Source organism: Curtobacterium sp. PhB78, from assembly GCF_003751685.1.
GTDB lineage: Bacteria > Actinomycetota > Actinomycetes > Actinomycetales > Microbacteriaceae > Curtobacterium.
In genome coordinates, this window is the sequence record NZ_RKIA01000001.1 from 527,963 (window position 1) to 550,384 (window position 22,422).

The 22,422-nt window shown below is 69.6% G+C and carries 23 protein-coding genes and 4 tRNA genes; 21 read left to right on the forward strand and 6 right to left on the reverse strand.

The genetic code is table 11. From position 1 onward, the window contains the following. The first annotated feature begins 80 nt into the window (after nt 1-80). The gene (locus tag EDF53_RS02675; RefSeq protein ID WP_123292100.1) at nt 81-1,454 is read left to right on the forward strand and encodes an FAD-dependent oxidoreductase; all 1,374 of its coding nucleotides are present in this window, start codon (nt 81-83) and stop codon (nt 1,452-1,454) included. A 5-nt stretch (nt 1,455-1,459) separates the two neighbouring features. Beyond that, nucleotides 1,460-2,575 (forward strand): heparan-alpha-glucosaminide N-acetyltransferase domain-containing protein, encoded by a 1,116-nt coding sequence (locus EDF53_RS02680; RefSeq protein ID WP_123292101.1) that lies wholly within the window; start codon nt 1,460-1,462, stop codon nt 2,573-2,575. A 40-nt stretch (nt 2,576-2,615) separates the two neighbouring features. Here EDF53_RS02680 and cls read toward each other — a convergent pair whose 3' ends face one another. Both cls and EDF53_RS02690 read right to left on the reverse strand, forming a co-directional pair. Next, a complete protein-coding gene (cls, locus tag EDF53_RS02685) occupies nt 2,616-4,076 on the reverse strand; it encodes a cardiolipin synthase (protein ID WP_123292102.1) in 1,461 nt (486 codons plus the stop codon). Between the two features lie 5 nt (nt 4,077-4,081). Continuing rightward, nucleotides 4,082-4,570: a YajQ family cyclic di-GMP-binding protein gene (locus EDF53_RS02690; RefSeq protein ID WP_111084269.1), complete on the reverse strand. Its 489-nt coding sequence runs from the start codon at nt 4,568-4,570 to the stop codon at nt 4,082-4,084. A gap of 137 nt (nt 4,571-4,707) precedes the next feature. Between EDF53_RS02690 and EDF53_RS02695 the strand changes: the two genes are divergently transcribed. The 5 genes from EDF53_RS02695 to EDF53_RS02715 all read left to right on the forward strand — a co-directional run bounded on the left by EDF53_RS02695 (nt 4,708) and on the right by EDF53_RS02715 (nt 7,314). Then, nucleotides 4,708-4,792 (forward strand) — tRNA-Tyr (locus EDF53_RS02695). 57 nt (nt 4,793-4,849) lie between these two features. Further along, on the forward strand, nt 4,850-5,671 hold the full coding sequence (locus EDF53_RS02700; RefSeq protein WP_123292103.1) for an inositol monophosphatase family protein: 822 nt from the start codon (nt 4,850-4,852) through the stop codon (nt 5,669-5,671). 148 nt (nt 5,672-5,819) lie between these two features. After that, nucleotides 5,820-7,043 carry a M23 family metallopeptidase gene (locus EDF53_RS02705; RefSeq protein ID WP_123292104.1) on the forward strand — a complete coding sequence of 408 codons (1,224 nt, stop codon included), beginning with the start codon at nt 5,820-5,822 and terminating at the stop codon, nt 7,041-7,043. A gap of 93 nt (nt 7,044-7,136) precedes the next feature. Next, nucleotides 7,137-7,208 (forward strand) — tRNA-Thr (locus EDF53_RS02710). A gap of 32 nt (nt 7,209-7,240) precedes the next feature. Further along, nucleotides 7,241-7,314 (forward strand) — tRNA-Met (locus EDF53_RS02715). Nucleotides 7,315-7,484: 170 nt separating this feature from the next. Here the strand turns inward: EDF53_RS02715 and EDF53_RS02720 are convergent. Further along, nucleotides 7,485-7,883, reverse strand: a complete 399-nt coding sequence (locus EDF53_RS02720) for a hypothetical protein (RefSeq protein WP_123292105.1) — start codon at nt 7,881-7,883, stop codon at nt 7,485-7,487. Nucleotides 7,884-8,012: 129 nt separating this feature from the next. Between EDF53_RS02720 and EDF53_RS02725 the strand changes: the two genes are divergently transcribed. Genes EDF53_RS02725 through EDF53_RS02735 form a run of 3 tightly spaced genes read left to right on the forward strand, consistent with a single transcriptional unit; the run spans nt 8,013 to nt 9,915 of the window. Next, the gene (locus tag EDF53_RS02725; protein ID WP_123292106.1) at nt 8,013-8,462 is read left to right on the forward strand and encodes a MaoC family dehydratase N-terminal domain-containing protein; all 450 of its coding nucleotides are present in this window, start codon (nt 8,013-8,015) and stop codon (nt 8,460-8,462) included. Further along, nucleotides 8,459-8,884, forward strand: coding sequence for a MaoC/PaaZ C-terminal domain-containing protein (locus EDF53_RS02730; RefSeq protein ID WP_123292107.1), 426 nt, complete (start codon nt 8,459-8,461; stop codon nt 8,882-8,884). The genes EDF53_RS02725 and EDF53_RS02730 overlap by 4 nt, the downstream gene beginning before the upstream one ends. A gap of 14 nt (nt 8,885-8,898) precedes the next feature. Continuing rightward, entirely contained in the window at nt 8,899-9,915 is a 1,017-nt protein-coding gene (locus EDF53_RS02735; protein WP_260215199.1) for a UDP-N-acetylmuramate dehydrogenase, read from the forward strand. Between the two features lie 102 nt (nt 9,916-10,017). Here the strand turns inward: EDF53_RS02735 and EDF53_RS02740 are convergent, their stop codons facing one another. Then, nucleotides 10,018-11,199, reverse strand: a complete 1,182-nt coding sequence (locus EDF53_RS02740) for a pyridoxal phosphate-dependent aminotransferase (RefSeq protein ID WP_123292341.1) — start codon at nt 11,197-11,199, stop codon at nt 10,018-10,020. 180 nt (nt 11,200-11,379) lie between these two features. On the opposite strand from EDF53_RS02740, the gene EDF53_RS02745 reads away from it, so the two are divergent. The 6 genes from EDF53_RS02745 to EDF53_RS02770 all read left to right on the forward strand — a co-directional run bounded on the left by EDF53_RS02745 (nt 11,380) and on the right by EDF53_RS02770 (nt 14,936). Further along, nucleotides 11,380-11,452: transfer RNA gene (locus EDF53_RS02745), tRNA-Trp, on the forward strand. A 35-nt stretch (nt 11,453-11,487) separates the two neighbouring features. Next, entirely contained in the window at nt 11,488-11,751 is a 264-nt protein-coding gene (gene secE, locus EDF53_RS02750) for a preprotein translocase subunit SecE (protein ID WP_228504884.1), read from the forward strand. Nucleotides 11,752-11,870: 119 nt separating this feature from the next. Further along, the gene (gene nusG / locus EDF53_RS02755) at nt 11,871-12,884 is read left to right on the forward strand and encodes a transcription termination/antitermination protein NusG (protein WP_123292109.1); all 1,014 of its coding nucleotides are present in this window, start codon (nt 11,871-11,873) and stop codon (nt 12,882-12,884) included. Between the two features lie 144 nt (nt 12,885-13,028). Continuing rightward, complete coding sequence (gene rplK / locus EDF53_RS02760; protein ID WP_022906459.1) at nt 13,029-13,460, forward strand: 50S ribosomal protein L11; 432 nt, start codon at nt 13,029-13,031, stop codon at nt 13,458-13,460. Nucleotides 13,461-13,550: 90 nt separating this feature from the next. Further along, nucleotides 13,551-14,240: a 50S ribosomal protein L1 gene (gene rplA, locus EDF53_RS02765; RefSeq protein WP_123292110.1), complete on the forward strand. Its 690-nt coding sequence runs from the start codon at nt 13,551-13,553 to the stop codon at nt 14,238-14,240. A gap of 87 nt (nt 14,241-14,327) precedes the next feature. Then, nucleotides 14,328-14,936, forward strand: coding sequence for a Pr6Pr family membrane protein (locus EDF53_RS02770; protein WP_123292111.1), 609 nt, complete (start codon nt 14,328-14,330; stop codon nt 14,934-14,936). A gap of 9 nt (nt 14,937-14,945) precedes the next feature. Here the strand turns inward: EDF53_RS02770 and EDF53_RS02775 are convergent, their stop codons facing one another. Together EDF53_RS02775 and EDF53_RS02780 are read right to left on the reverse strand one after the other, a co-directional pair. Then, the gene (locus EDF53_RS02775; protein ID WP_185020914.1) at nt 14,946-15,629 is read right to left on the reverse strand and encodes a YqaJ viral recombinase family protein; all 684 of its coding nucleotides are present in this window, start codon (nt 15,627-15,629) and stop codon (nt 14,946-14,948) included. Between the two features lie 67 nt (nt 15,630-15,696). Further along, nucleotides 15,697-16,908 carry an ROK family protein gene (locus EDF53_RS02780; RefSeq protein WP_185002799.1) on the reverse strand — a complete coding sequence of 404 codons (1,212 nt, stop codon included), beginning with the start codon at nt 16,906-16,908 and terminating at the stop codon, nt 15,697-15,699. A gap of 144 nt (nt 16,909-17,052) precedes the next feature. Between EDF53_RS02780 and EDF53_RS02785 the strand changes: the two genes are divergently transcribed. From EDF53_RS02785 to EDF53_RS02805, 5 genes are all read left to right on the forward strand, one after another. Beyond that, a complete protein-coding gene (locus EDF53_RS02785) occupies nt 17,053-17,799 on the forward strand; it encodes a sugar phosphate isomerase/epimerase (protein WP_123292112.1) in 747 nt (248 codons plus the stop codon). Continuing rightward, nucleotides 17,796-18,941 (forward strand): Gfo/Idh/MocA family protein, encoded by a 1,146-nt coding sequence (locus EDF53_RS02790; RefSeq protein WP_123292113.1) that lies wholly within the window; start codon nt 17,796-17,798, stop codon nt 18,939-18,941. Before EDF53_RS02785 ends, EDF53_RS02790 begins: the two co-directional genes overlap by 4 nt. A gap of 110 nt (nt 18,942-19,051) precedes the next feature. After that, nucleotides 19,052-20,353 carry an ABC transporter substrate-binding protein gene (locus tag EDF53_RS02795; protein WP_123292114.1) on the forward strand — a complete coding sequence of 434 codons (1,302 nt, stop codon included), beginning with the start codon at nt 19,052-19,054 and terminating at the stop codon, nt 20,351-20,353. Between the two features lie 225 nt (nt 20,354-20,578). Beyond that, nucleotides 20,579-21,574 carry a carbohydrate ABC transporter permease gene (locus tag EDF53_RS02800; protein WP_111084254.1) on the forward strand — a complete coding sequence of 332 codons (996 nt, stop codon included), beginning with the start codon at nt 20,579-20,581 and terminating at the stop codon, nt 21,572-21,574. Further along, on the forward strand, nt 21,567-22,406 hold the full coding sequence (locus EDF53_RS02805; protein ID WP_111084253.1) for a carbohydrate ABC transporter permease: 840 nt from the start codon (nt 21,567-21,569) through the stop codon (nt 22,404-22,406). Before EDF53_RS02800 ends, EDF53_RS02805 begins: the two co-directional genes overlap by 8 nt. Nucleotides 22,407-22,422 lie beyond the last annotated feature (16 nt).

The window sequence follows — 22,422 nt, forward strand, 5'->3', positions numbered from 1 at the left end:
CCCGCGACCGGTCGACCCCACGGTCGCCGCGCGGGACGCACCACCGGGAGCACCCCACCCGAACGAACTGGAGACGATCAGTGCCCACCCTCCGAATCGCCATCGTCGGCGCCGGACCCGCCGGCATCTACGCCGCGGACATCCTGCTGCGCGAGGCCCACGGACACGACGTGTCGATCGACCTGTTCGAGCAGCTCCCCGCGCCGTACGGACTCGTCCGCTACGGCGTCGCCCCCGACCACCCGCGGATCAAGGGCATCGTCAACGCCCTGCGCGACGTGCTCGACCGCGGTGTCGTCCGGCTGTTCGGCAACGTCCGCTTCGGCGAGGACATCACCCTCGAGGACCTCAAGAAGCACTACAACGCGGTCGTCTTCTCGACGGGCGCGATCAAGGACGCCGACCTGGACGTCCCCGGCGTCGAACTCCGGGGTTCCTACGGTGCCGCCGACTTCGTCAGCTGGTTCGACGGCCACCCCGACGTCCCGCGCACCTGGCCGCTGACCGCGGAGAGCGTCGCGGTGATCGGGGTCGGCAACGTCGCGCTCGACGTCTCCCGCATCCTCGCGAAGCACGCCGACGACCTGCTGCCGACCGAGATCCCGGCGAACGTGTACGAGGGCCTCAAGGCGTCGCCCGTCACAGACGTCCACGTCTTCGGCCGCCGTGGTCCCGCCCAGGTCAAGTTCACGCCGCTCGAGCTCCGCGAGCTCGGCGAGGTCCGTGACGTCGACATGGTCGTCTACGACGAGGACTTCGACCACGACGAGGCGTCGAAGACCGCGATCGCCACGAACAAGCAGGTCATGGTCATCAACCGGGTGCTCGAGCAGTGGCGCACCCGCGAGACCGGCCAGGCGAGCCGGCGGCTGCACCTGCACTTCTACGCGAAGCCGACCGAGTTCGTCGGCGACGAGCAGGGCAACCTCACCGCGATCCGGTACGAGCGCACCCGGCCGAACGGCGAGGGCGGTGTGGAGGGCACGGGCGAGATCCGTGAGATCCCGATCCAGGCGGCCTACCGCGCCGTCGGCTACTTCGGTTCCCCGCTGCCCGGGCTGCCGTTCGACGAGCGCCACGGCGTCATCCCGAACCACGAGGGCCAGGTCCTCGACGACGACAACCAGCAGATCCCGGGCGTCTACGCCACCGGCTGGATCAAGCGCGGTCCGGTCGGGCTCATCGGGCACACGAAGTCCGACGCCATGGAGACCGTGCAGCACATCGTCAACGACCAGGCGAGCTGGTGGACGCCGGAGGACCCCTCCGAGGGTGCGATCCCGGCCCTGCTCCGCGAGCGTGGCGTCGAGTACACCGACCTCGAGGGCTGGCACCACCTGGACACCCACGAGCTCGCGCTCGGTGCTGCCGAGGGCCGTGAGCGCATCAAGGTCGTGCCCCGCGACGAGATGATCGACGTGTCCCTCGGTCGCGTCGACGTGCCCACGAACTGACACCGATGACCGACACGCGCCCCGTCCCGCCCACCGCGGTCCGGGGCGCGTCCGCGTCCGGCGTGCGACTGCAGGGCGTCGACGTCGCGCGGGCCGTCGCGTTGCTCGGCATGATGGCCGCGCACATCGGCGGCATCGCGGACCAGCTCGACTGGTCCGATCCCTCGACGTGGTCCGCGGTGGCGCACGGGCGCCCGTCCACGCTGTTCGCCGTCCTCGCGGGGGTGTCGATCGGGCTGACGAGCGGTCGCACGACTCCGCCAGGACCCCCGACGATCGGGCGGGTCCGGGCGCGCCTGGCGGTCCGCGCCGCGGCGGTCGTCGGCATCGGGTTCGTGCTCATCGCCCTGGACACCCCGGTCTACGTCATCCTGCCGACGTACGGAGTGCTGTTCCTGCTGGTGATCCCGGTGCTCCGGGTCCGCCCGGCGTGCCTCCTCGCCATCGCGGGCGCCTGCGCCGTGTTGTCGCCGATCGTCGCCGTCTCGACCGCACCGGCCTACGCCGATGCGGGCATGGTCGGACAGCAGCTCGGCCTGGTCTACCCCGTGGTCACCTTCCTGGCGTACGTCCTGGTCGGTCTCGCCGTCGCCCGGGCCGGTCTGGAGGCGCGGGGCCGGCAGGTCGTGCTCCTCGCGTCCGGCGCACTGGTCGCCGCCACCGCGTACGTCGTCGGCACGGTGCTGGCGCCGCTGCCGGCCGGGGCCGCGTTCGCGTTCCCGGGCGTCCCGTACGCCGTCGAGGGCAGCACGCCGGCCGAGGCCCTCGCCCAGCTCTTCCTGTCACCGCGCGACCACTCGTCGACGACGGTCGACGTGATCGGCACCGCGGGGGTGGCGGTGGCGGTCATCGCGCTCTGCACCCTGGTGTTCGACGGGCGCGGGCGGGTCGCCGAGCGGATCGCGTTCCCGCTCGCCGCCGTCGGGTCGATGCCCCTGACGATCTACTCGGGACACCTCGTGGTGATCGCGATGCTGCCCGAGTACCCGGAGTCGGCCCAGGCGTGGGGCTGGTTCGCGCTGGGCTCGGTCGTGTTCGCGATGGTCTGGCGCCGGTTCCTCGGACGGGGGCCGCTCGAGCGGGCCGTCGCGGCCCTGGCGTCCACCGTCCCGATGCGCTGAGCGCCCCTGCCGGGGCCGAGCCGCGCCTCCCGGTCGTCCGCTACTGCAGCGCTGCCGTGAGCCGCGCGACGTTGTCGAGCACCTTGGACCGGCGCGGACGGTCGACCCACTCGTCGAGCGTCAGCTCGAAGCTGTGCTCCTTGTAGGCGTCCTGCACCTCGCGCAGGGCGTCGACGAAGCGGTGGCCTCGGACCATCACGGAGACCTCGAGGTTCAGGCTGAACGAGCGCATGTCCATGTTGCTCGACCCGATCACCGACACCTCGTCGTCGATGGTGAAGTGCTTGGCGTGCAGGATCGTCGGTGCCCGGTACAGCCAGATCCGCACACCGGCGCGGAGGAGTCCCTCGTAGTACGAGCGCTGCGCGTGCCACGTCATGGCGTGGTCGCCCATCTCGCCGACGAAGAGCTCGACCTCGACGCCGCGCTGGGCGGTCGTCGTGATGGCGTAGAGCATCGAGTCGTCCGGCACGAAGTACGGCGAGGTGATCGACACCTTCTTCTGCGCCGAGTAGAGCAGTGCGTTGAACAGGCGCAGGTTGTTCTCGCCGTCGAACCCGGGCCCGGACGGCACGACCTGGCAGTCGAGGGCGTCGCCGCGGTCGGCCCGCTGGACGGGGTCGCTCTCACGGAGCAGCAGTTCGTCGGTCTCGCTGTACCAGTCGGTGACGAACAGTGCGTTCAACCCCGCGACGACCGGTCCCTCGAACCGGGCGAACAGGTCCTTGTAGACCATGCCCTTCTCGATGTGCGACTTGATGTCGTACGAGGGGTCGATCAGGTTCTGCGACCCGGTGAACGCGACCGAGCCGTCGATGACCATGATCTTCCGGTGGTTGCGCAGGTCGGGGCGCTGGAACTTCCCCTGCAGCGGCAGCAGCGGGAGCATGAGGTGCCACTCGATGCCGGCGCGGTCCATGAACGCCAGCGTGTCCTTGTACCCGGGGTAACCGCGGCTGGCCCAGTGGTCGAGCAGGAACCGGACGGTGACGCCGCGGGCCTGTGCACGGGCGAGCGCGTCGAAGAACGGTCGCGTGGTGTCGTCGAGCGTCGCGATGTAGAACTCGACGTGCACGAACCGCCGCGACTGCTCGATCGCCCGGGTCATCTCCGCGATCGACTCCTCGGAGTCGGGGTAGAGCTCCGCCGAGTTGCCACCGACCAGCGGCATCGCGCCGAGTTCACGGTTCAGTGTGGTGATGCTCTCGAGCCACAGCGGCCACGGGTGGTCACGGCGCACGCGTTCGATGCCCTCGGTCTGTTCGAGGATGTACGCGTTGATCTCGGTCTGCTTCTCACGCCGCGCACGCGGCAGCTTCGTCGACCCGATGACCAGGAAGACGATGAAGCCGATGTAGGGGATGAGGAAGATCGCCAGCAGCCAGGCGGTCGCCGTCTGCGGCTTCCGGTTGATCGGGACGTAGATGATCGAGAAGACGCGGATCGCCAGGTCCAGCAGGACGGCCAGGACCGTGATCGCGACGGTGAGCCAGTGCTCCACGGACGTCAGCGGAAGTTGATGTACTGCAACGGGACGTCGAACTCTTCACCCTTGAGGAGCTGGATCGTGTTCTGGAGGTCGTCGCGGCTCTTCGAGGAGACCCGCAGTTCGTCACCCTGGATCTGGCTCTTCACGGTCTTCGGGGCGTTGGCGCGCAGGAACGCGCCGATCTTCTTCGCGACGTCCTGCTCGATGCCGTTCTTGAACTTCACCTCGATGCGGTACTCCTTGCCCGAGGGGTAGGGGTCGCCGGCGTCGAGGCTCTTCAGGCTGATGTTGCGCTTGATCGCCTTGCTCTGCAGGACGTCGAGGACGGCCTTCGCGCGCTCTTCCGAGTTCGCCTTGATGAGGACGTCCTCGCCGCTGAAGGCGACCGACGCGTCCGCGCCCTTGAAGTCGTACCGCTGCTCGATCTCCTTGGCCGCCTGGTTGAGGGCGTTCTCCGCCTCCATCTTGTCGACCTTGCTGACCACGTCGAAGGAACTGTCTGCCATGCCGGACAGCCTAACGGCGGACTGAGGGCCCGGTTCCGGTCGCGCGGATCGGCTCGCGGTGGTCACGACCACCGTTCCGGATCCGCTATGCTTTTGTGCGCGCCTTCGGTTGGTGATCACACCGGCTGGGTGCGCATGGCAAGTTACCCAAGCGGCCAAAGGGATCTGACTGTAAATCAGCCGGCGTAGCCTTCGGGGGTTCGAATCCCTCACTTGCCACCATCGCGAAGCCCCGTCCGACCCGGACGGGGCTTTCGTCGTCCCTGGCAGGATCGGTGCATGGCATCCGACTGCACACCGTCCCAGTTCGCCGACCTCGCCGAGACGATCGCGCGCGAAGCGGCCACGCTCGCCGCACGACGACGGGCCGAGGGGGTCGAGGTCGCCGACCGGAAGTCGAGCATCGTCGACGTGGTCACGGCGGCGGACCGCGAGGTCGAGGCGCTCATCCGCGCCCGGATCGCCGAGGCCCGGCCGGACGACGCGTTCCACGGCGAGGAGTCCGGCTCGGCGTCGGGGGAGTCGGGCATCACCTGGGTCGTCGACCCGATCGACGGCACGGTGAACTACCTGTACGGCAGCGCCGAGTACGGCGTGAGCATCGGCGTCGTGCGGGGTTCCGCCGACCCGACGACGTGGGAGCCGATCGCCGGCGTCGTGGTGGCCCCCGCGACCGGGGTGGTGTTCCGTGCCGCCGCCGGACAGGGCGCCACCCGCGACGGCGTCCCCCTGTCCGTCAGCGCTCCGGCCTCGCTCGCCGAGACGCTCGTGGCGACGGGCTTCGGGTACACGGCCGACCGGCGCCGTGAGCAGGTGTCCGTGCTCGCCGGGCTGATCGGCGAGGTGCGGGACATCCGGCGCGGGGGAGCGGCGTCGCTCGACTGCTGCGCGGTAGGAGCCGGGGTCGTCGACGCCTACTACGAGCGCGGGATCAACCCATGGGACATGGCCGGTGGCTCCGTCGTCGCGCGCGAGGCCGGAGCATCGGTCCGCATCTGGGAGGCCGGCGGCACCCGTTCCTTCCTGTTCGCGAGCCCCGGGGTGGCCGACGACCTCGAGGCGCTGCTGCGCGGGCTGGAAGCCGAGGCGCTCGGCGTCTGAGGTCCGTCGGTCCCTCGGTCTGGGGGTGCCCGGTGGACACGACCACGACTGGCGACGTGCGACGACGTTTGCTACCGTGCTCAGGTCCCGTTATCTGCTCGTTACCAACGAGCGCGCCCCTTCCCCGATCAGGATCGCCACCGCACGCATGCCCCACTCCCCACTGACGTCCGTCCCCACCGGTCCCGTCGACGCCGCCACCCCGGTCGTCCACCTGACCCGACGAGCACGGATCGAGGCGGAGCGAGCGGCTGCGAAGGGTGCTCCCGTCACGCAGGACCACGCGCAGGACGTCGCACCCGACCGTGCCGCGGGCCCGTCGTTCGACGAGGTCGTCGGGCTGACCACGCCATCGTCGGCCGCGGCTCCCGTGTCGCCGATCGACCTCGCACCGGTGTCGCCCGCGCTGCCCGAGTCGGCGGTCCGTCCGGCCTCCCGCATCACGACGCCGCCGGCTCCCACGTCGCCGGACGTCCGCGCCACGGCGCCGCGCACCGCGACGGCTGCAGCGGAGTCCGTCGCGCCCCAGCCCCGCCGTGTCATCGGCCAGGTCCCGGCGTCCCGTCGGCGGACCGGCCGTGCCGCACCGGCCGTGCAGGTCGACCGCGCCACCCGACACATCGCGGCCAGCCGCACCGCTGCCGCGCCCGCCCCGGCTGCTGCTGCCCGGAAGCAGGGCGCCTCGTTCCGCCGTGCGGCCTCGCGCGTGACGGCCGTCGGTGCGCTCCTCTTCGTCGCCGGCCTCGTCGTCTCGACGTCGCTGCCCGCCCAGGCGCTCTACGTGCCGGAGACCGGCTCGACCGCGGCCCGGTCGACGGCGAGCGGTGCGACCCAGTCGATGAGCGTCAGCGCCGCAGCCGACGGGTCGACGAGCCGCGACCAGTACACGGTGTCGGACGCCACGCAGTACAAGAACGTCGACGCCTCGAGCTTCACCAACGACCCGACCGGCACGATCCAGTGGCCGTTCCTCACCGGCGTCCCGATCACCTCCGGCTTCGGCGGTCGTCAGGTGGCGGGCTGCTCGTTCTGCTCGACGAACCACATGGGCGTCGACTTCGCTCCCGGCGAGGGCACCCCGATCCGGGTCATCGCCGCCGGCACCGTCATCAAGGTCCAGGCGAACGACGGCGGCTTCGGCAACGACGTCTGGGTGGAGCACGACGTCGACGGCAAGCAGTTCGTCAGCGTGTACGGCCACATGGAGGACAACTCCTTCAAGGTGGTCACCGGTCAGCAGATCGAGGTCGGCGACGAGCTCGGTCTCGTGGGCAGCACGGGCAACTCCACGGGCCCGCACCTGCACCTCGAAGTGCACGTCGACGGGGTCCCCGTGGACCCGCTGGCGTGGCTCCAGACCAACGCGAACTAGCGGTCGCCGACGCGGCACGCCCGGGCGTCTCGCCCGGTTCCGGAGCAGCGTCGGAGGTCTGCTATCCTCGTGTGGTGCCGTTCGCGGCACATCGCCCCGATAGCTCAGTGGTAGAGCACCTCCATGGTAAGGAGGGGGTCGTCAGTTCAATCCTGACTCGGGGCTCCGACCCGGTGCGCGTGTCGCTCCGGATCTCTGGCGGGGTAGCTCAGTTGGTTAGAGCACACGACTCATAATCGTGGGGTCGCGGGTTCAAGTCCCGCCCTCGCTACAGCAAGCCCGGCGATCTGTTCGCCGGGCTTTCGTCGTTCCCGGGCTGCGTCGTTCCCGGGCTGCGTGCACAGCGGTGCGGACGCACTTCGGTTGTGCGCTGGACCAGGTGCGGGCCAGGAGGTGCGTGGCGGACGCGCCCCGGGCCTCCCGTCCGCCCTGGGATCGGCCCTACAGCGCGGAGTGCGACCCCGTGTCGGTGCGCGTCTGCAGCACGCCGGCCGCGCGCAGGGCGCGCTCGATCGCCGCGTTCACCTCGTGCCACGCGGCCCGTCGCCGGCTCGCGCCGATGCTGCCGCCGGAGACCGCCGTGCCGTGTCCGCTGTGCCGCAGCGTGATCGTGGTGGACGCCCCGGTGACGGTCGTCGACAGCTCGTAGCGGCGGAACTCGCGGGACGGGTGCACGAGCGCGCCGAGCAGGATCGTCAGCAGCAGGTTGCCGGTCGTCGCGGTGAGGGTCCCACCGGTCGACTCGACGCGGTGTCCCGCCGTGCGGAGTGCCGCGCCGGCGGCCTCCATCGCGGTGCACCGGTCGCCCGTGTGCACGGCGAACTCGGTCCTGGTGTCCATCGTTGCTCCCCCGTCCCCTGATCCGGTGTCGCGACCGGACCGCCGATTCCCCCGAACCGGCGCAGCAAGCCTAGCCGATGCATCCTCAGCATCGACAGGCCCCCGGACGGGCGTCGGTAGACTGCCGACGTGTCAGTGAACCCCGAGCTCGTCGGCAGGACGTTCCCGCCGGCCCAGCCCTACCTGGTCGGTCGCGAGAAGGTGCGCGAGTTCTCGCGCGCGGTGTTCGCGACCAACCCCGTCCACCACGAACCCGATGCGGCCCGCGCCGCCGGGTACGCCGACGTCGTCGCCCCGCCGACCTTCGCGGTCGTCGTGCAGGAAGCCACGCTCGCGCAGCTCCTGGCCGAGCCGGACGCCGGCATCGACTTCTCCCGTGTCGTCCACGGCGAGCAGTCCTTCACCTACGACCGGCCCATCGTGGCCGGTGACGAACTCACCGCGACCCTGACCGTCACGAGCGTCAAGACGCTCGGCGGCAACGCGATGGTCACGGCCCAGAGCACCATGAACGACGCCTCGGGGGAGCACGTCGTCACGGCGACGTCGACCCTCGTGGTCCGAGGAGACGACGCATGACCGCCGCACCCGCCACCGCGATCGAGGTCGGCACAGTGGTCGCCGAGCGCGAGGTGCACGTCACCCGCGACTCGCTCGTCCGCTACGCCGGCGCCTCCGGTGACTTCAACCCGATCCACTACCGCGACGACGTCGCGGCCTCGGTCGGCCTGCCCGGCGTGCTCGCGCACGGCATGCTCACGATGGGCCTCGCCGTGCAGCCGGTCTCCGAGTGGCTCGGCGACAGCGGCTGGGTCGCGGGCTACGGCGTCCGCTTCACCCGCCCCGTCGTCGTGGACCCGGAGCAGGGCGCGACCATCGGCATCGTCGCCAAGGTCGGCACCGTCGACGACGACGGCCGACCGAAGCGCATCGACCTCACCGTGACCGCCGGCGGGCAGACCGTGCTCGGCAAGGCGCAGGTCACGGTGGCGTTCCGCTGACCGTGCACGAGCCGGTGCTCGCCGACCTCACGACGCTCGGCGTCGGTGGGGCGGCCGCCCGGCTGCTCACGGCCACGACGACCGACGAGCTCGTCGCCCACACGCGCTCCGCGTGGGACGACCACGAGTGGCTGGTCCTCGGCGGCGGCAGCAACGTGCTGGTCGCCGACTCCGGCTTCGACGGCACCGTCGTCCTGGTCCGCACGTCGGGGGTGGACGCCGACGCGGACGCCGACGGCGTCACCGTCCGCGTCGCCGCCGGCGAACCATGGGACGCGTTCGTCGCCACCACCGTCGCGAACGGTTGGACCGGCCTGGAGGCCCTCAGCGGCATCCCGGGCACCGTCGGCGCCGCCCCCGTGCAGAACATCGGCGCCTACGGGGTCGAGCTCTCCGACGTGCTCACCCGGGTCGAGTTCCTCGATGCGGCCACGGGGGAGCGCACGTGGGTGCCCGCGGCCGAGCTGGCGCTCGGCTACCGCACGTCGACCCTCAAGCACGGACGCCGCGGTGTCGTGCTGACGGTCGAGTTCCGGCTCGGCACGGCGGGGGAGCACGGCGTGCCGGTGCGGTACGCCCAGCTCGCCGGTTCGCTCGGGGTCGACCTCGGTGCCCTCGTGGAACCCACGACGGTCCGCGACGAGGTCCTGCGCCTGCGCGCCTCGAAGGGCATGGTCCTCGACGCAGACGACCGGGACACCTGGAGTGCCGGGTCGTTCTTCACGAACCCGATCGTGTCCGCGGCCTTCGCCGAGACCCTCCCCGCCGACGCGCCACGGTGGCCGGCCGGCGACGACGTCAAGCTCAGCGCCGCCTGGCTCATCGAGCACGCGGGGGTGCACCGTGGCTACGCCGTGCCGGGGTCGCGCGCGGCGATCTCGTCGAAGCACACCCTGGCCCTGACCAACCGTGGCGGCGCGACGGCGGCCCAGGTGGCCGAGCTCGCACGGTACGTGCAGGTCACGGTCCTGAACCGCTTCGGGGTGTCGCTCGTGCCGGAGCCCGTCGTGGTCGGCGACCTGCTCGACTGAACGAACCGGCACGACCCGGCCACGGGCCTCCCGGAACGCAGAACGGGCCACCTCGACGAGGCGGCCCGTTCTGCGTTCTGCGGGGTGTCGTGGGCGCAGCGACTACGCGAAGAACTCCGCCAGGCGGGCCACACCCTCGGCGATGTCGTCGTCGCCGAGCGCGTACGACAGGCGCAGGTAGCCGGACGGACCGAACGCCTCGCCGGGGACGACCGCGACCTCGGCGTGCTCGAGGATCAGGTCGGCCAGCTCGAGGGTCGTCGTCGGGGTCGAGCCCGCCCACTCGCGACCGAGCAGTGCGGTGACGTCGGGGTAGACGTAGAAGGCGCCCTGCGGGGTCGGCGTGACGAAGCCCGGGATCGCGTTGAGCCCGGCGACGATGGCCTGGCGACGGCGGTCGAAGGCCTCGCGCATGGCCGCCACCGGCTCCTGCGGCCCGCTGAGGGCGGCGATCGCGGCGCGCTGGGACACGTTCGACACGTTCGACGACAGGTGCGACTGCAGGTTCGACGCGGCCTTGACCGCGTCGGCCGGGCCGATGAACCAGCCCACGCGCCAGCCGGTCATCGCGTAGGTCTTCGCGACGCCGTTGACCAGGATGGTGGTGTCGGCGAGGGCCGGCACGGCGTCGAGGATGCCGGTGAAGCGGAGTCCGTCGTACACGAGGTCCTGGTAGATCTCGTCGCTGATCACCCAGATGCCGTGCTCGAGTGCCCACTCGCCGATGGCCGTGGTCTGCTCGGCGGTGTACACCGCGCCGGTCGGGTTCGACGGCGAGCAGAACAGCAGCGCCTTCGTCTTCGGGGTGCGCGCGGCCTCGAGCTGCTCGACGGTGACGAGGTAGCCCTGGTCGCTGCCGGCGAAGACCTCGACCGGCTCGCCACCGGCCAGGCGGATGGCCTCGGGGTAGGTGGTCCAGTACGGGGCGGGGAGCAGGACCTCGTCGCCGGCGTCGACGATCGTCTGGAACGCCTGGTAGACGGCCTGCTTGCCGCCGTTGGTGACGATCACCCGCGACGGGTCGACGGTGATGCCGGACTCGCGTGCGGTCTTCTCGGCGATGGCCTGCTTCAGCTCCGGCAGCCCGGTCGCCGGCGTGTACCGGTGGTTCTTCGGGTCCTGTGCGGCCTCGACCGCGGCGGCGACCACGTGGTCGGGCGTGGCGAAGTCGGGCTCGCCGGCGGCGAAGGAGATGACGGGTCGGCCCGCGGCCTTCAGGGCCTTGGCCTTCGCATCGACCTTGAGCGTCGCGGACTCGGCGATCGCCGCGATGCGGGACGCGATGCGCGGCCGGTCGGTCGGCGCGGCGGCGGGGGTTGCGGTGGACTCGGGGCCGGGGGCTGCGGTGCTCACGGGTGCCAGCCTATCGGCGCGGCACGCCGTGGAGGGGGCCAAGTGGACACCGTGTGACGGACTCCCGTACACTCGACCACCGGAACACGATCGGTGACGGACGTGCTCTGAAGGGCGGTGGCTCAATTGGTAGAGCAGCGGTCTCCAAAACCGCAGGTTGCAGGTTCGAGTCCTGTCCGCCCTGCAACTCTGGAAGGGTAGAAGTTGGCGAGCAAAGACATGGAGACGACGGCGGACGACGTCGTCGCCAAGGCGAAGCAGGACCGGGCCGAGCGCCGGGGTCCGATCGCTGCCATCGTGCTCTTCATCCGTCAGGTGATCGGCGAACTGCGCAAGGTCGTGACGCCGACCCGCAAGGAGCTCTTCAGCTACACGCTGGTCGTCCTCGTCTTCGTCGTCGTGATGATGATCCTGGTGTCGATCCTCGACTTCGTGTTCGGTCTCGGCGTCGGGTACGTCTTCGGCAACGGGCCCACGGCCTGACCCGGACGTCGACTGCCGAGTGCGGCAGTCCACTGGAGTACGGTCGCCCGAGACGGTGCCGATCGTGACCAGGACCGTCCGCCATCCCGACCCGCACCACCGAACGGAAAGAATCGACTGTGTCTGACTACTCCCGCGACGACATCGACCTCGCGACGGCTGCCGAGCAGTCCTCCGAGGTCGAGGAGAACCAGGAAGGCGACGTCGAGACCGGCGAGGAGCGCTCCGCCGAGTCCGCCGAGGAGCGCGCGATCTCCGTCGAGTCCGAGGACGACGAATCCCTCGGCATCGACGAGGAGCTGACGGCACTGCAGGAGTCCAAGGACCCCGAGGCCGACGCCGTCGTCGAGGACGCCCTCGAGATCGACTCCGCCGACGAGGCCGAGGCCGCCGTCGAGGCGGTCGAGGACGAGGAAGAGATCGAGCTCGAGTCCGAGACATCCGAAGAGGCGAACGAGACCCTCGCCGCCGACGAAGCGATCGACGCCGAGGACGACGACGCCGAAGAGGCCGAGGTCGACCCGTACGAGGCCTTCAAGGTCGAGCTGCGGATGAAGCCGGGCAAGTGGTACGTCATCCACTCCTACGCGGGCTTCGAGCGCCGCGTGAAGTCGAACATCGAGAACCGCATGGTGTCGATGTCGATGGAGGAGTCGATCTACCAGGTCGAGGTCCCGATGGAGGACGTCGTCGAGATCAAGAACGGGCAGCGCAAGCTGGTCACCCGCGTCCGGATCCCCTCGTACGTGCTCGTCCGCATGGACCTCAACGAGGACTCGTGGTCCGTCGTCCGGCACACCCCCGGTGTCACCGGCTTCGTCGGCAACGCCCACAACCCGACGCCGCTCCGTTTCGACGAGGCGTTCGGCATGCTCAAGTCCCTCGTGCAGGTCGCCGAGGCCGCCCCGACCAAGGGTGGCTCGAAGTCCGGCGGTTCCCTGCAGGCGCAGCCCGCTGCCGAGGTCGACTTCGAGGTCGGCGAGACGATCACCATCAAGGAAGGCTCGTTCGCGGGCCTGCCGGGGTCGATCTCCGAGATCAAGCCGGAGAGCGGCAAGCTCACCGTCCTCGTCTCGCTGTTCGAGCGCGAGACCCCGGTCGAGCTCAGCTTCGACCAGGTCACGAAGCTCTAGTCCAGGTCTCCCCGTTCGGGTAGACTCATCGAGTTTGGGCCCGCACGCCTCGTGCGTGTGGGCCTTCACCGCGGTCCGGAACGGCCGGACCAGCGGGAGAGTGCACGGATCCCCGTGCGTTCGATTCCAGGAGGAAGACAAGTCATGGCACCGAAGAAGAAGGTCACGGGCCTGATCAAGCTGCAGATCAACGCGGGAGCCGCCAACCCGGCCCCGCCGATCGGTCCGGCACTCGGTCAGCACGGCGTCAACATCATGGAGTTCTGCAAGGCGTACAACGCGGCGACCGAGTCGCAGCGTGGCAACGTCGTGCCGGTCGAGATCACCGTCTACGAGGACCGTTCGTTCACGTTCGTCCTCAAGACCCCGCCGGCCGCTGAGCTCATCAAGAAGGCTGCTGGTGTGCAGAAGGGGTCCGCGACCCCGCACACGGTCAAGGTCGCGAAGATCTCGATGGACCAGGTCCGTCAGATCGCCGAGACCAAGCAGGCCGACCTGAACGCCAACGACATCGAGCAGGCCGCGAAGATCATCGCCGGCACCGCACGCTCGATGGGCATCACGGTCGAGGCCTAAGCACCGATCGGGCTCCGGCCCACACCCAGACACCTTTCCGTGGGAGAGCCGCGCCGGCTCGTCAACCACGTATCTCGCAAGGAGACCACCATGGCGAAGAAGTCCAAGGCCTACGAAGCCGCGGCCGCGAAGATCGAGGCCGACAAGTTCTACACCCCGACCGAGGCAGTCGCCCTGGCCAAGGAGACCGGTTCTGCGAAGACCGACTCCACGGTCGAGGTCGCACTGAAGCTCGGCGTCGACCCGCGCAAGGCGGACCAGATGGTCCGCGGCACGGTCATCCTGCCGCACGGCACGGGCAAGACCGCCCGTGTCATCGTGTTCGCGACGGGTGCAGCGGCCGAGGCCGCGATCGCAGCCGGCGCCGACGAGGTCGGTGGCGACGAGCTCATCGCGAAGGTCGCCGAGGGCTACACGTCCTTCGACTCCGCCGTCGCGACGCCCGAGCTCATGGGCAAGGTCGGTCGTCTCGGCAAGGTGCTCGGCCCGCGTGGCCTCATGCCGAACCCGAAGACCGGCACCGTGACGCCGAACGTGGCGCAGGCCGTCAACGACATCAAGGGCGGCAAGATCGAGTTCCGCGTCGACAAGCACGCCAACGTGCACTTCGTCGTCGGCAAGGCCTCGTTCACGCCGGAGCAGCTCGACGAGAACATCTCGACCGCGCTCGAGGAGATCAACCGCCTCAAGCCGAGCTCCTCGAAGGGCCGTTACGTCATGAAGGGCGCCGTCTCGACGACCTTCGGTCCCGGCATCCCGCTGGACGTCAACAGCATCTGATCTTCTGATCAGTCTCGAAGAGGCCCGCACCGGTTCCGGTGCGGGCCTCTTCGCATGTCGGGCCCGGCGTCCCGGTAGCGTGGTCCCGTGCGCACCCTCGTGAACTCGCTCCGGCTCATCGCCGTCATCGCCGTCGTCGTCGCGATCGTCGCCCAGTGGCTCGTCAGCTCCAAGACGGACGTCTACAACCCGTGGAACTTCTTCGGCTACTTCACGATCCAGTCGAACGTCATCATCGCCGTGGCCCTGGCGGTGACCCTCGTCGCCTCGGCCCGCCGCAAGCGTGGGGATCTGCGGGTGAGCCTGCTCCGGGGCGCCGGCACGGTCTACATCGCCACGACCGGGATCGTCTACAACACCCTGCTGACGAACGTCGACGTGTCGGCGAGCGTGCAGTGGTCGAACGACGTGCTGCACAAGGTCATCCCCGCGTACGCGGTCCTCGACTGGCTGCTGTTCTCCGACCGGTCGAAGCTGCTCCTCCGCCACGTCTGGTGGTTCCTGGTCTACCCGGCGGTGTGGACGATCGTCATCCTGATCCGGGGCGCGACCGACGGCTGGGTGCCGTACCCGTTCCTCGACCCGGCGCAGGGGTACGGCGTCGTGGCGATCTACTGCGTCGGCGTGGGCGTCTCGATCGGGTTGCTCGGCGTCCTGGTCGTGGGGATGAGCCGGCTGAGACTCGTCAAGGTCTGAGCTGACGGGCTACGAGCGGAAGTCGCGCAGCTTGTCGAGCACCAGGTCGGCGAGCTGCACGAGTCCGCGGATCTGGTCGTCGTCACGGTCGACCCAGCGGCACTCGGGCTCGTCGGCGACGGGGACGAAGCCGTCGTGGCGCTCCCAGACGAACAGGGTGCGGTCGGCACCGAGCACGTACTGCTGCCACCAGATCTGCCGCAGGTAGTGCCGGGGGATGCTCCGCCAGCCCTTCGCGGTGGTCTTGATCTCGGCGAGCACCACCCGCGAGCCCTGGACACCGACGCCGTCGGGGGTGGCGAGGTGCGCCCGGTTCGCGGCGGCGTGGAACAGGTGCGCCGAGGGCTGGATGCCGTGCGTGGCCGCGACCCAGGCGGCGATGTGGGGCTCGCGGTCCTTGCCGTGCTCGGTGAACGCGTTGCCGGAGAACCGTGAGCCGTAGCGCTTCTCGGTGACGACGGCCTCGACCGCGTGCAGCGAGGCGAGCCGAGCGACGTCGGTCGCAGTGATGCCCGCGGCGCGGGCGCGGAGCCAGGCGAAGCGGTCCGAGGAGTGCGCGACGATCCGCTCGGTGTGGCCGCGCAGGGCGGTGAACGCATCGCGCCCGGGGACCGCAGCCGGCGTGGCGGAGGCAGACAGCTCCTCCGGGCCGGGGTCCAGGTCGCCCCACAGGGTGGGCTGCACGATCGTCACCCGACGATTCTCCCCCCGACCACCGGCAAGACCGAATCCGACGCGCTCACGAGGCGCAGCGCCCACGTCAGGAGACCAGCTCACGCCCCTCGGCGTACGCGACCAGCTCGTCGACCCCGGCGGGGGAGAGCGCGTAGCCGATCGCGAGCGCCGCTGCGCCCTGCAGCGCGGCGAGCGACCCCGCACGCGACTGGGCGATGACGAGGTGCTCGGTGGCGAGCGGCATCGACCGCGAGTAGACGACCTCGCGGACGCCGGCGAGCAGGTGCTCACCAGCCTGCGTGATCGAGCCGCCCAGGACGATCACCGACGGGTTCATGAGCGAGACGCACGTCGCGAGCACCTCGCCGATGTCGCGGCCCGCCTGTCGGACGGCGTAGATCGCGTCGAGGTCGGAGCGGTTCACCAGGTCCAGCACGTCGGCGCCGGTGTGGGCGTCGTGCCCCTTCGCACGCAGGGCACGGGCGATCGCCGGACCGGACGCGACCGCCTCGAGGCACCCGGTGTTGCCGCAGTGGCAGGGGACGTCGCCGGCGCGGGACACCCGCACGTGGCCGATGTCACCGGCGGTGCCCTGGGCGCCGCGCTGCAGTTCGCCGTCCGACACGATGCCGGACCCGATGCCGGTGGCGACCTTGACGAACAACAGGTGGTCGACGTCGGGCCAGCCGTGCTCCCGTTCGCCGAGGGCCGCGATGTTCACGTCGTTGTCGAGCAGGACGTGCGCCGCGATGTGCTGGCGGAGCCACGACGGCACGTCGAAGCCGTCCCACCCGGGCATGATCGGCGGGTTCGCCGGGCGTCCGGTCGAGAACTCCACCGGACCGGGCACGCCGATCCCGATGGCGATGACGTCCTGTCGGGCGCGGCCGACCTCGTCGAGCAGCTCGTCGATGGTGGCGACCAGCCACGACAGGGTCTCCACCGGGCCGGCGGCGATGTCGATGCGCGCTTCGCGGGTGGCGAGCGGGGCAGCGACCAGGTCCGTGACGGCGACACGGCCGTGCGAGGCGCCGAGGTCGGCGGCGATCACGAGCCGGGCGCGGGGCTTCAGCGCCACCTGGGCCGGCGGCCGTCCTCCGGTGGAGACGGCGGTGTCGACGGGGCCGACGAGACCGACCTCGATGAGGGAGTCCAGGCGCACGCCGATGGTGGAGCGTGCGAGTCCTGTCAGTGCGGCGAGCTCGGCCCGGGTCCGCGGCACGCCGTCGCGGAGGATCTGGAAGAGCTCGCTCGTCCCGACCGGAGGCGACGCTGCCGTCCGAGTCAAGTCGACCATGGGGGGAGTGAAGCACACATCGAACGCGCCACGCAACGAAGTTCGTCGACCTTCCACGAACTTCTGCTTGACCGCCGACAGAAGTGGTCATAGTGTGACGCTCGGTCAGTGACGACCGCACCATCTCGACGAGGAGAACCCCTGGTGACCCAACCGATCTCGGTTCAGCTCTACACCGTCCGCGACGCCCTCTCGGCCGACCTGCCCGGCACGCTCCAGCGCATCGCCGACATCGGCTACACGAACGTCGAGGCCTTCGGCTTCGTCGACAACGCCGACGAACTCGCCGCCGCGCTGCGCGACGCCGGCCTGGCCGCCCCGAGCGGACACGCACGGCTGCTGGACGCCGGCGAGCAGGACCTCGAGCGGATCTTCCACGCGAGCGTCACCGTCGGACTCGGCACCCTCATCGACCCGCACATCGACGAGGCCCGCTGGACCACCCGCGAGGACGTCGAGGCCATCGCCCGCGAACTGAGCGCCCTCGCCCCCCGCGCGGCCGACCACGGCCTGGTGCTCGGCTACCACAACCACGCGTTCGAGTTCTCGAACCGCATCGACGGCGTCAGCGCCTACGAGGTCTTCGCCGACGCGCTGTCCGACGACGTCGTGCTCGAGCTCGACACCTACTGGGTCACGGTCGGCGGTGACGACCCGGTGGCGATCATCGGCAAGTACGGCGACAAGATCGAGTTCCTGCACGTCAAGGACGGCGACGGCTCCCACGACGACGACAAGCAGGTCGCCGTGGGCAACGGCATCATGCCGATCCGCGAGATCCTCGCCGCCGCACCCGACGCACTCCACGTCGTCGAGCTCGACGGCCACGAGGGCGACGTCTTCCAGGCGGTCGCCGACTCCTACACGTTCCTCGAGGGGGCCCGCGCATGACCGACACCACGGCGTCCACCGCCCTCGACAGCAGCACCCGGACCGGCCGCGTCGGCGTCGGCGTCATCGGCGCCGGGGTCATCTCCGACCAGTACCTGTCGAACCTCACCGTCTTCCCCGACGTCGAGGTCCGCTTCATCGCCGACATCGACCTGCCGCGCGCAGCCGCCCAGGCCGAGAAGTGGGGCGTCGCCGGGTCGGGCACCGTCGAGGAGCTCCTGGCCGACGACGACATCGAGATCGTCGTCAACCTCACGATCCCGGCCGCCCACGTCGAGGTCGCCCTGCAGGTCCTCGCCGCCGGCAAGCACGTGTGGGGCGAGAAGCCCTACGCCCTCGACCGCGAGAGCGCGACCGAACTCCGTGACGCCGCACGCGCCGCGGGCAAGACCGTCAGCGTCGCACCCGACACCTTCCTCGGTGCCGGCCTGCAGACCGCGCTCCGCACCATCCGCGACGGCCGCATCGGCAAGCCGCTCAACGGCCTGACGCTCTTCCAGAGCCCCGGCCCGGAGTCCTGGCACCCGAGCCCCGAGTTCCTCTTCGCGTACGGTGCCGGGCCGCTGTTCGACATCGGCCCGTACTACATCACGACCCTCGTGCAGACGTTCGGCCCGGTGAAGAAGGTCACGGCGACGGCGTCGAAGTCGCGTGCCACCCGCACGATCGGCTCCGGCCCGAAGGCGGGCACCGAGTTCCCGGTCGACGTCCCGACGAACCACTCCGCGCTCATCGAGTTCGAGGACGGCGGGAGTGCGCAGAGCGTGTTCTCGTTCGAGTCGGACCGCGGGCGCACGGGTGTCGTCGAGATCGCGGGCGAGACCGGCACGGTCGTGTTCCCGGACCCGAACAACTTCGACGGCGACACCGAGCTGTACGCGCTCGGTGCCGACGAGCCAGAGACGATCCCCGCGGTCGGCTCCACCTACTCGCGCGGAACCGGCGTGGTCGACCTCGCCCGCTCGCTCCGCGCCGGCGACGAGAACCGGGTCCCCGGTGCGCTCGCCTTCCACGTCCTCGACGTGATGGTCTCCATCGCCGAGGCGGCAGAACGTGGCGAGGCGGTGCTCGTCGAGAGCACCGTGTCGCCCTCCCAGACCCTCCCAGAGGGCTGGGACCCCGCGGAGCAGACCCTGGCCTGACCGGCCCGGGTCCGCCCCGCACACCACAGCAGCACCCGAACAGCAGCACCCGAACAGCACCACCCATGCACCATCCCTGCACCATCTCAACGACGAGAAAGTAGAGAGTCATGCGCACTGCCATCCGCGCACTGGCCATCACCGCGGCCGCCGCACTCACCGTGACCGGCCTCGCAGCCTGCTCCTCCGGTTCGTCCGGATCCGCCGGCGACTCCAAGACGCTCACCTACTGGGCATCCAACCAGGGCACGTCGCTCCAGAACGACAAGGAGGTGCTGACCCCCGTCCTCAAGAAGTTCACGAAGGAGACGGGCATCAAGGTCAACCTCCAGGTCATCGGCTGGAACGACCTGCAGACGAAGATCCAGACCGCCGTCACCTCGGGCCAGGGCCCGGACGTCGTCAACATCGGCAACACCTGGGCCACCTCGCTCCAGGCGACGAACGCGTTCCAGGAGTTCGGTGACTCCGAGATGAAGGCGATCGGCGGTGCCGACAAGTTCGGCAAGGTCGCGCTCTCCACCGGTGGCGCCCCCGGCAAGACCGTCACGAGCGTCCCGCTCTACGGCCTCGCGTACGGCCTGTACTACAACAAGGCGATGTTCAAGGCCGCCGGCGTCGAGGCGCCCACCACGTGGGAGGACCTGACGGCGGACGCCAAGAAGCTCACCACCGGCGGCAAGTACGGCTTCACCATCGCCGGCGGTTCGTACACCGAGAACGCGCACTTCGCGTTCATCACCTCGGCGCAGAACGGTGGCGAGTGGTTCGACAAGGACGGCAAGCCGACCTTCACCGACAAGGCGAACGTCGACGGCATCAAGCGCTACCTCGACCTGATGCAGTCCGACAAGGTCGTCAACACCTCGAACGCGCAGTACGACAACGGCACGCAGGCCGTCTCGGACTTCGCGAACGGCAAGGCCGCGATGATGCTGACGCAGAACAACGCGAACGCGACGATCACCTCGCAGGGCATGAAGACGGACGAGTTCGGCGTCGTGCCGTTCCCGACCACCGCTGACGGCGCGGACATCGCGTCGTTCCCGGCCGGCATCAACCTGTCGATCTTCAAGAACACGAAGAACAAGGACGGCGCGCTCAAGTTCGTCAAGTACATGACGAGCGCGGACACGCAGACCACGCTCGACAAGCCGTACTCGGCCCTCCCGGTGCTCGCCGCCGCGGCTGACTCGGTCACCGACGAGCAGACGAAGACGTTCCTCGACATCTACAACAACAAGGCCAAGCCCCTCCCGCTGGTCCCCGCCGAGGACCAGTTCGAGTCCACCGTCGGCAAGGCGATGAACGACATGTTCGCCAAGATCGCCACCGGCGGCTCCGTGTCCGACAGCGACATCAAGACCGCGCTGCAGACCGCCCAGGACCAGGTGTCCCAGGCGAACGGCTGATCCAGCCAGGAGGCCCGGGGCGCGTCCGCAAGGACGCCCCCGGGCCTCCACCCCTCGCGTCCACAGCCGGACGCGCCGGGGCAGGTCGTCACCGGCCCCACAGCCCCAGAGCCGGCCATCCGCCGGCAGTGAGCGTCCCGTCTCACGCACGCCGTGCCTCCCGTCCGCTGCCACGGACCGGAGTGCGAAGCACCCGAACCCCCTCCTGCCGAAAGGCCCCCGCCCATGTCCACGACGGTCCTGCCCGATGCGGAGCGCATCGACCTGACGCACACGAAGGGCTCGACGCTGTCGGGCCGTCCGCCAGGTCGCAAGCGCAAGACCAACTGGCTGCCCTACGCGCTCGTCGCGCCGGCCATCCTGTTCGAGCTGCTCATCCACATCGTCCCGATGCTCACCGGCATCTGGATCTCGTTCATCCAGCTCACCAAGTACTTCATCGCCAACTGGGGCGCTGCACCCTTCGCTGGACTGCACAACTACTCGGTCGTCGTCGACTTCGACCAGGCGATCGGCAAGGGCGTCCTGCACTCCTTCCTGATCACCTGCGGCTTCACGGTGCTCGTCGTCGGCCTCTCCTGGACCTTCGGCATGGCCGCCGCGGTCGCACTGCAGAAGCCGTTCAGGGGCCGCGGGCTGTTCCGCACCCTGTTCCTGGTGCCGTACGCGCTGCCGATGTACGCCGGCATCATCACCTGGAAGTTCATGTTCCAGCGTGACTCCGGCGCCGTGAACCACGTCCTGGTCGACCAGTTGCACCTGTTCAACGGCACCGGCCCGTTCTGGCTGATCGGCTCGAACGCCTTCGTCTCCGTCGTCGTCGTGGCGATCTGGAAGACCTGGCCCTTCGCCTTCCTGATGCTGATGGCCGGCCTGCAGTCGGTGCCGAACGACGTGTACGAGGCCGCCTCGGTCGACGGCGCGAAGCCGTTCCGGCAGTGGCGCTCGATCACGCTGCCGATGGTCCGCCCGGTCAACGTGACGCTCGTGCTCGTGATGTTCCTCTGGACCTTCAACGACTTCAACACGCCGTTCGTGCTGTTCGGCTCGACCGCGCAGCCCCCGGCCGCGGACCTGCTGAGCTTCCACATCTACAACGCGTCCTTCATCACCTGGAACTTCGGCTCCGGTGCCGCGATGAGCGTCCTGCTGCTCATCTTCCTGCTCATCGTCACCGGCATCTACCTCGCCGTGACCAACCGGAGGTCCGTCCGTGCGTGAGACATTCGGCGCCAAGTCCTTCAAGGTCGTGACCCTGGTCATCCTGACCCTGTTCACGGTCGTGCCCCTCTACGTGATGATCACCACGGCCATCAAGCCGCTCGGTGACGTGCAGAACGACTTCACGTGGATCCCGACCAACATCACCATCCAGCCGTTCATCGACATGTGGTCGACGGTGCCGCTCGGCAAGTACTTCGTGAACTCGCTCGTGGTCTGCACGGTCGCCACGGTGTTCTCGCTGATCATCGCGACGTTCGCCGCCTACGGTGTCTCGCGCTGGAACTTCAAGGGCAAGAGCACCTTCACCACCGCGGTGCTCTCCACCCAGATGTTCCCCGGCGTGCTGTTCCTGCTCCCGCTGTTCCTCATCTTCACGAACCTCGGGAACTCGCTCGGCATCCAGCTCGTCGGCAGCTGGACCGGCCTGATCATCACGTACCTGACCTTCACGCTCCCGTTCTCGATCTGGATGCTCGCCGGCTACTTCGAGACGATCCCGCGTGAGCTCGACGAGGCCGCGATGGTCGACGGTTCCGGCCCGATGGGTGCCCTGTTCCGGGTCATCCTGCCCTCGGCCCGTCCGGGTCTGGTGGCGGTCGGCATCTACTCGTTCATGACGGCCTGGGGCGAGGTGCTCTTCGCCTCGGTCATGACCAACGGCGACGGGCAGACCCTGGCGGTCGGTCTGCAGCAGTACTCCACGCAGACGAACGTGTACTGGAACCAGATCATGGCCGCGTCCCTGGTCGTGTCCATCCCCGTGGTGATCGCGTTCCTCATCGTGCAGCGCCAGTTCGTGGCCGGCTTGACCGCCGGTGCGGTGAAGTAGGCAGCTGGCTCGACCC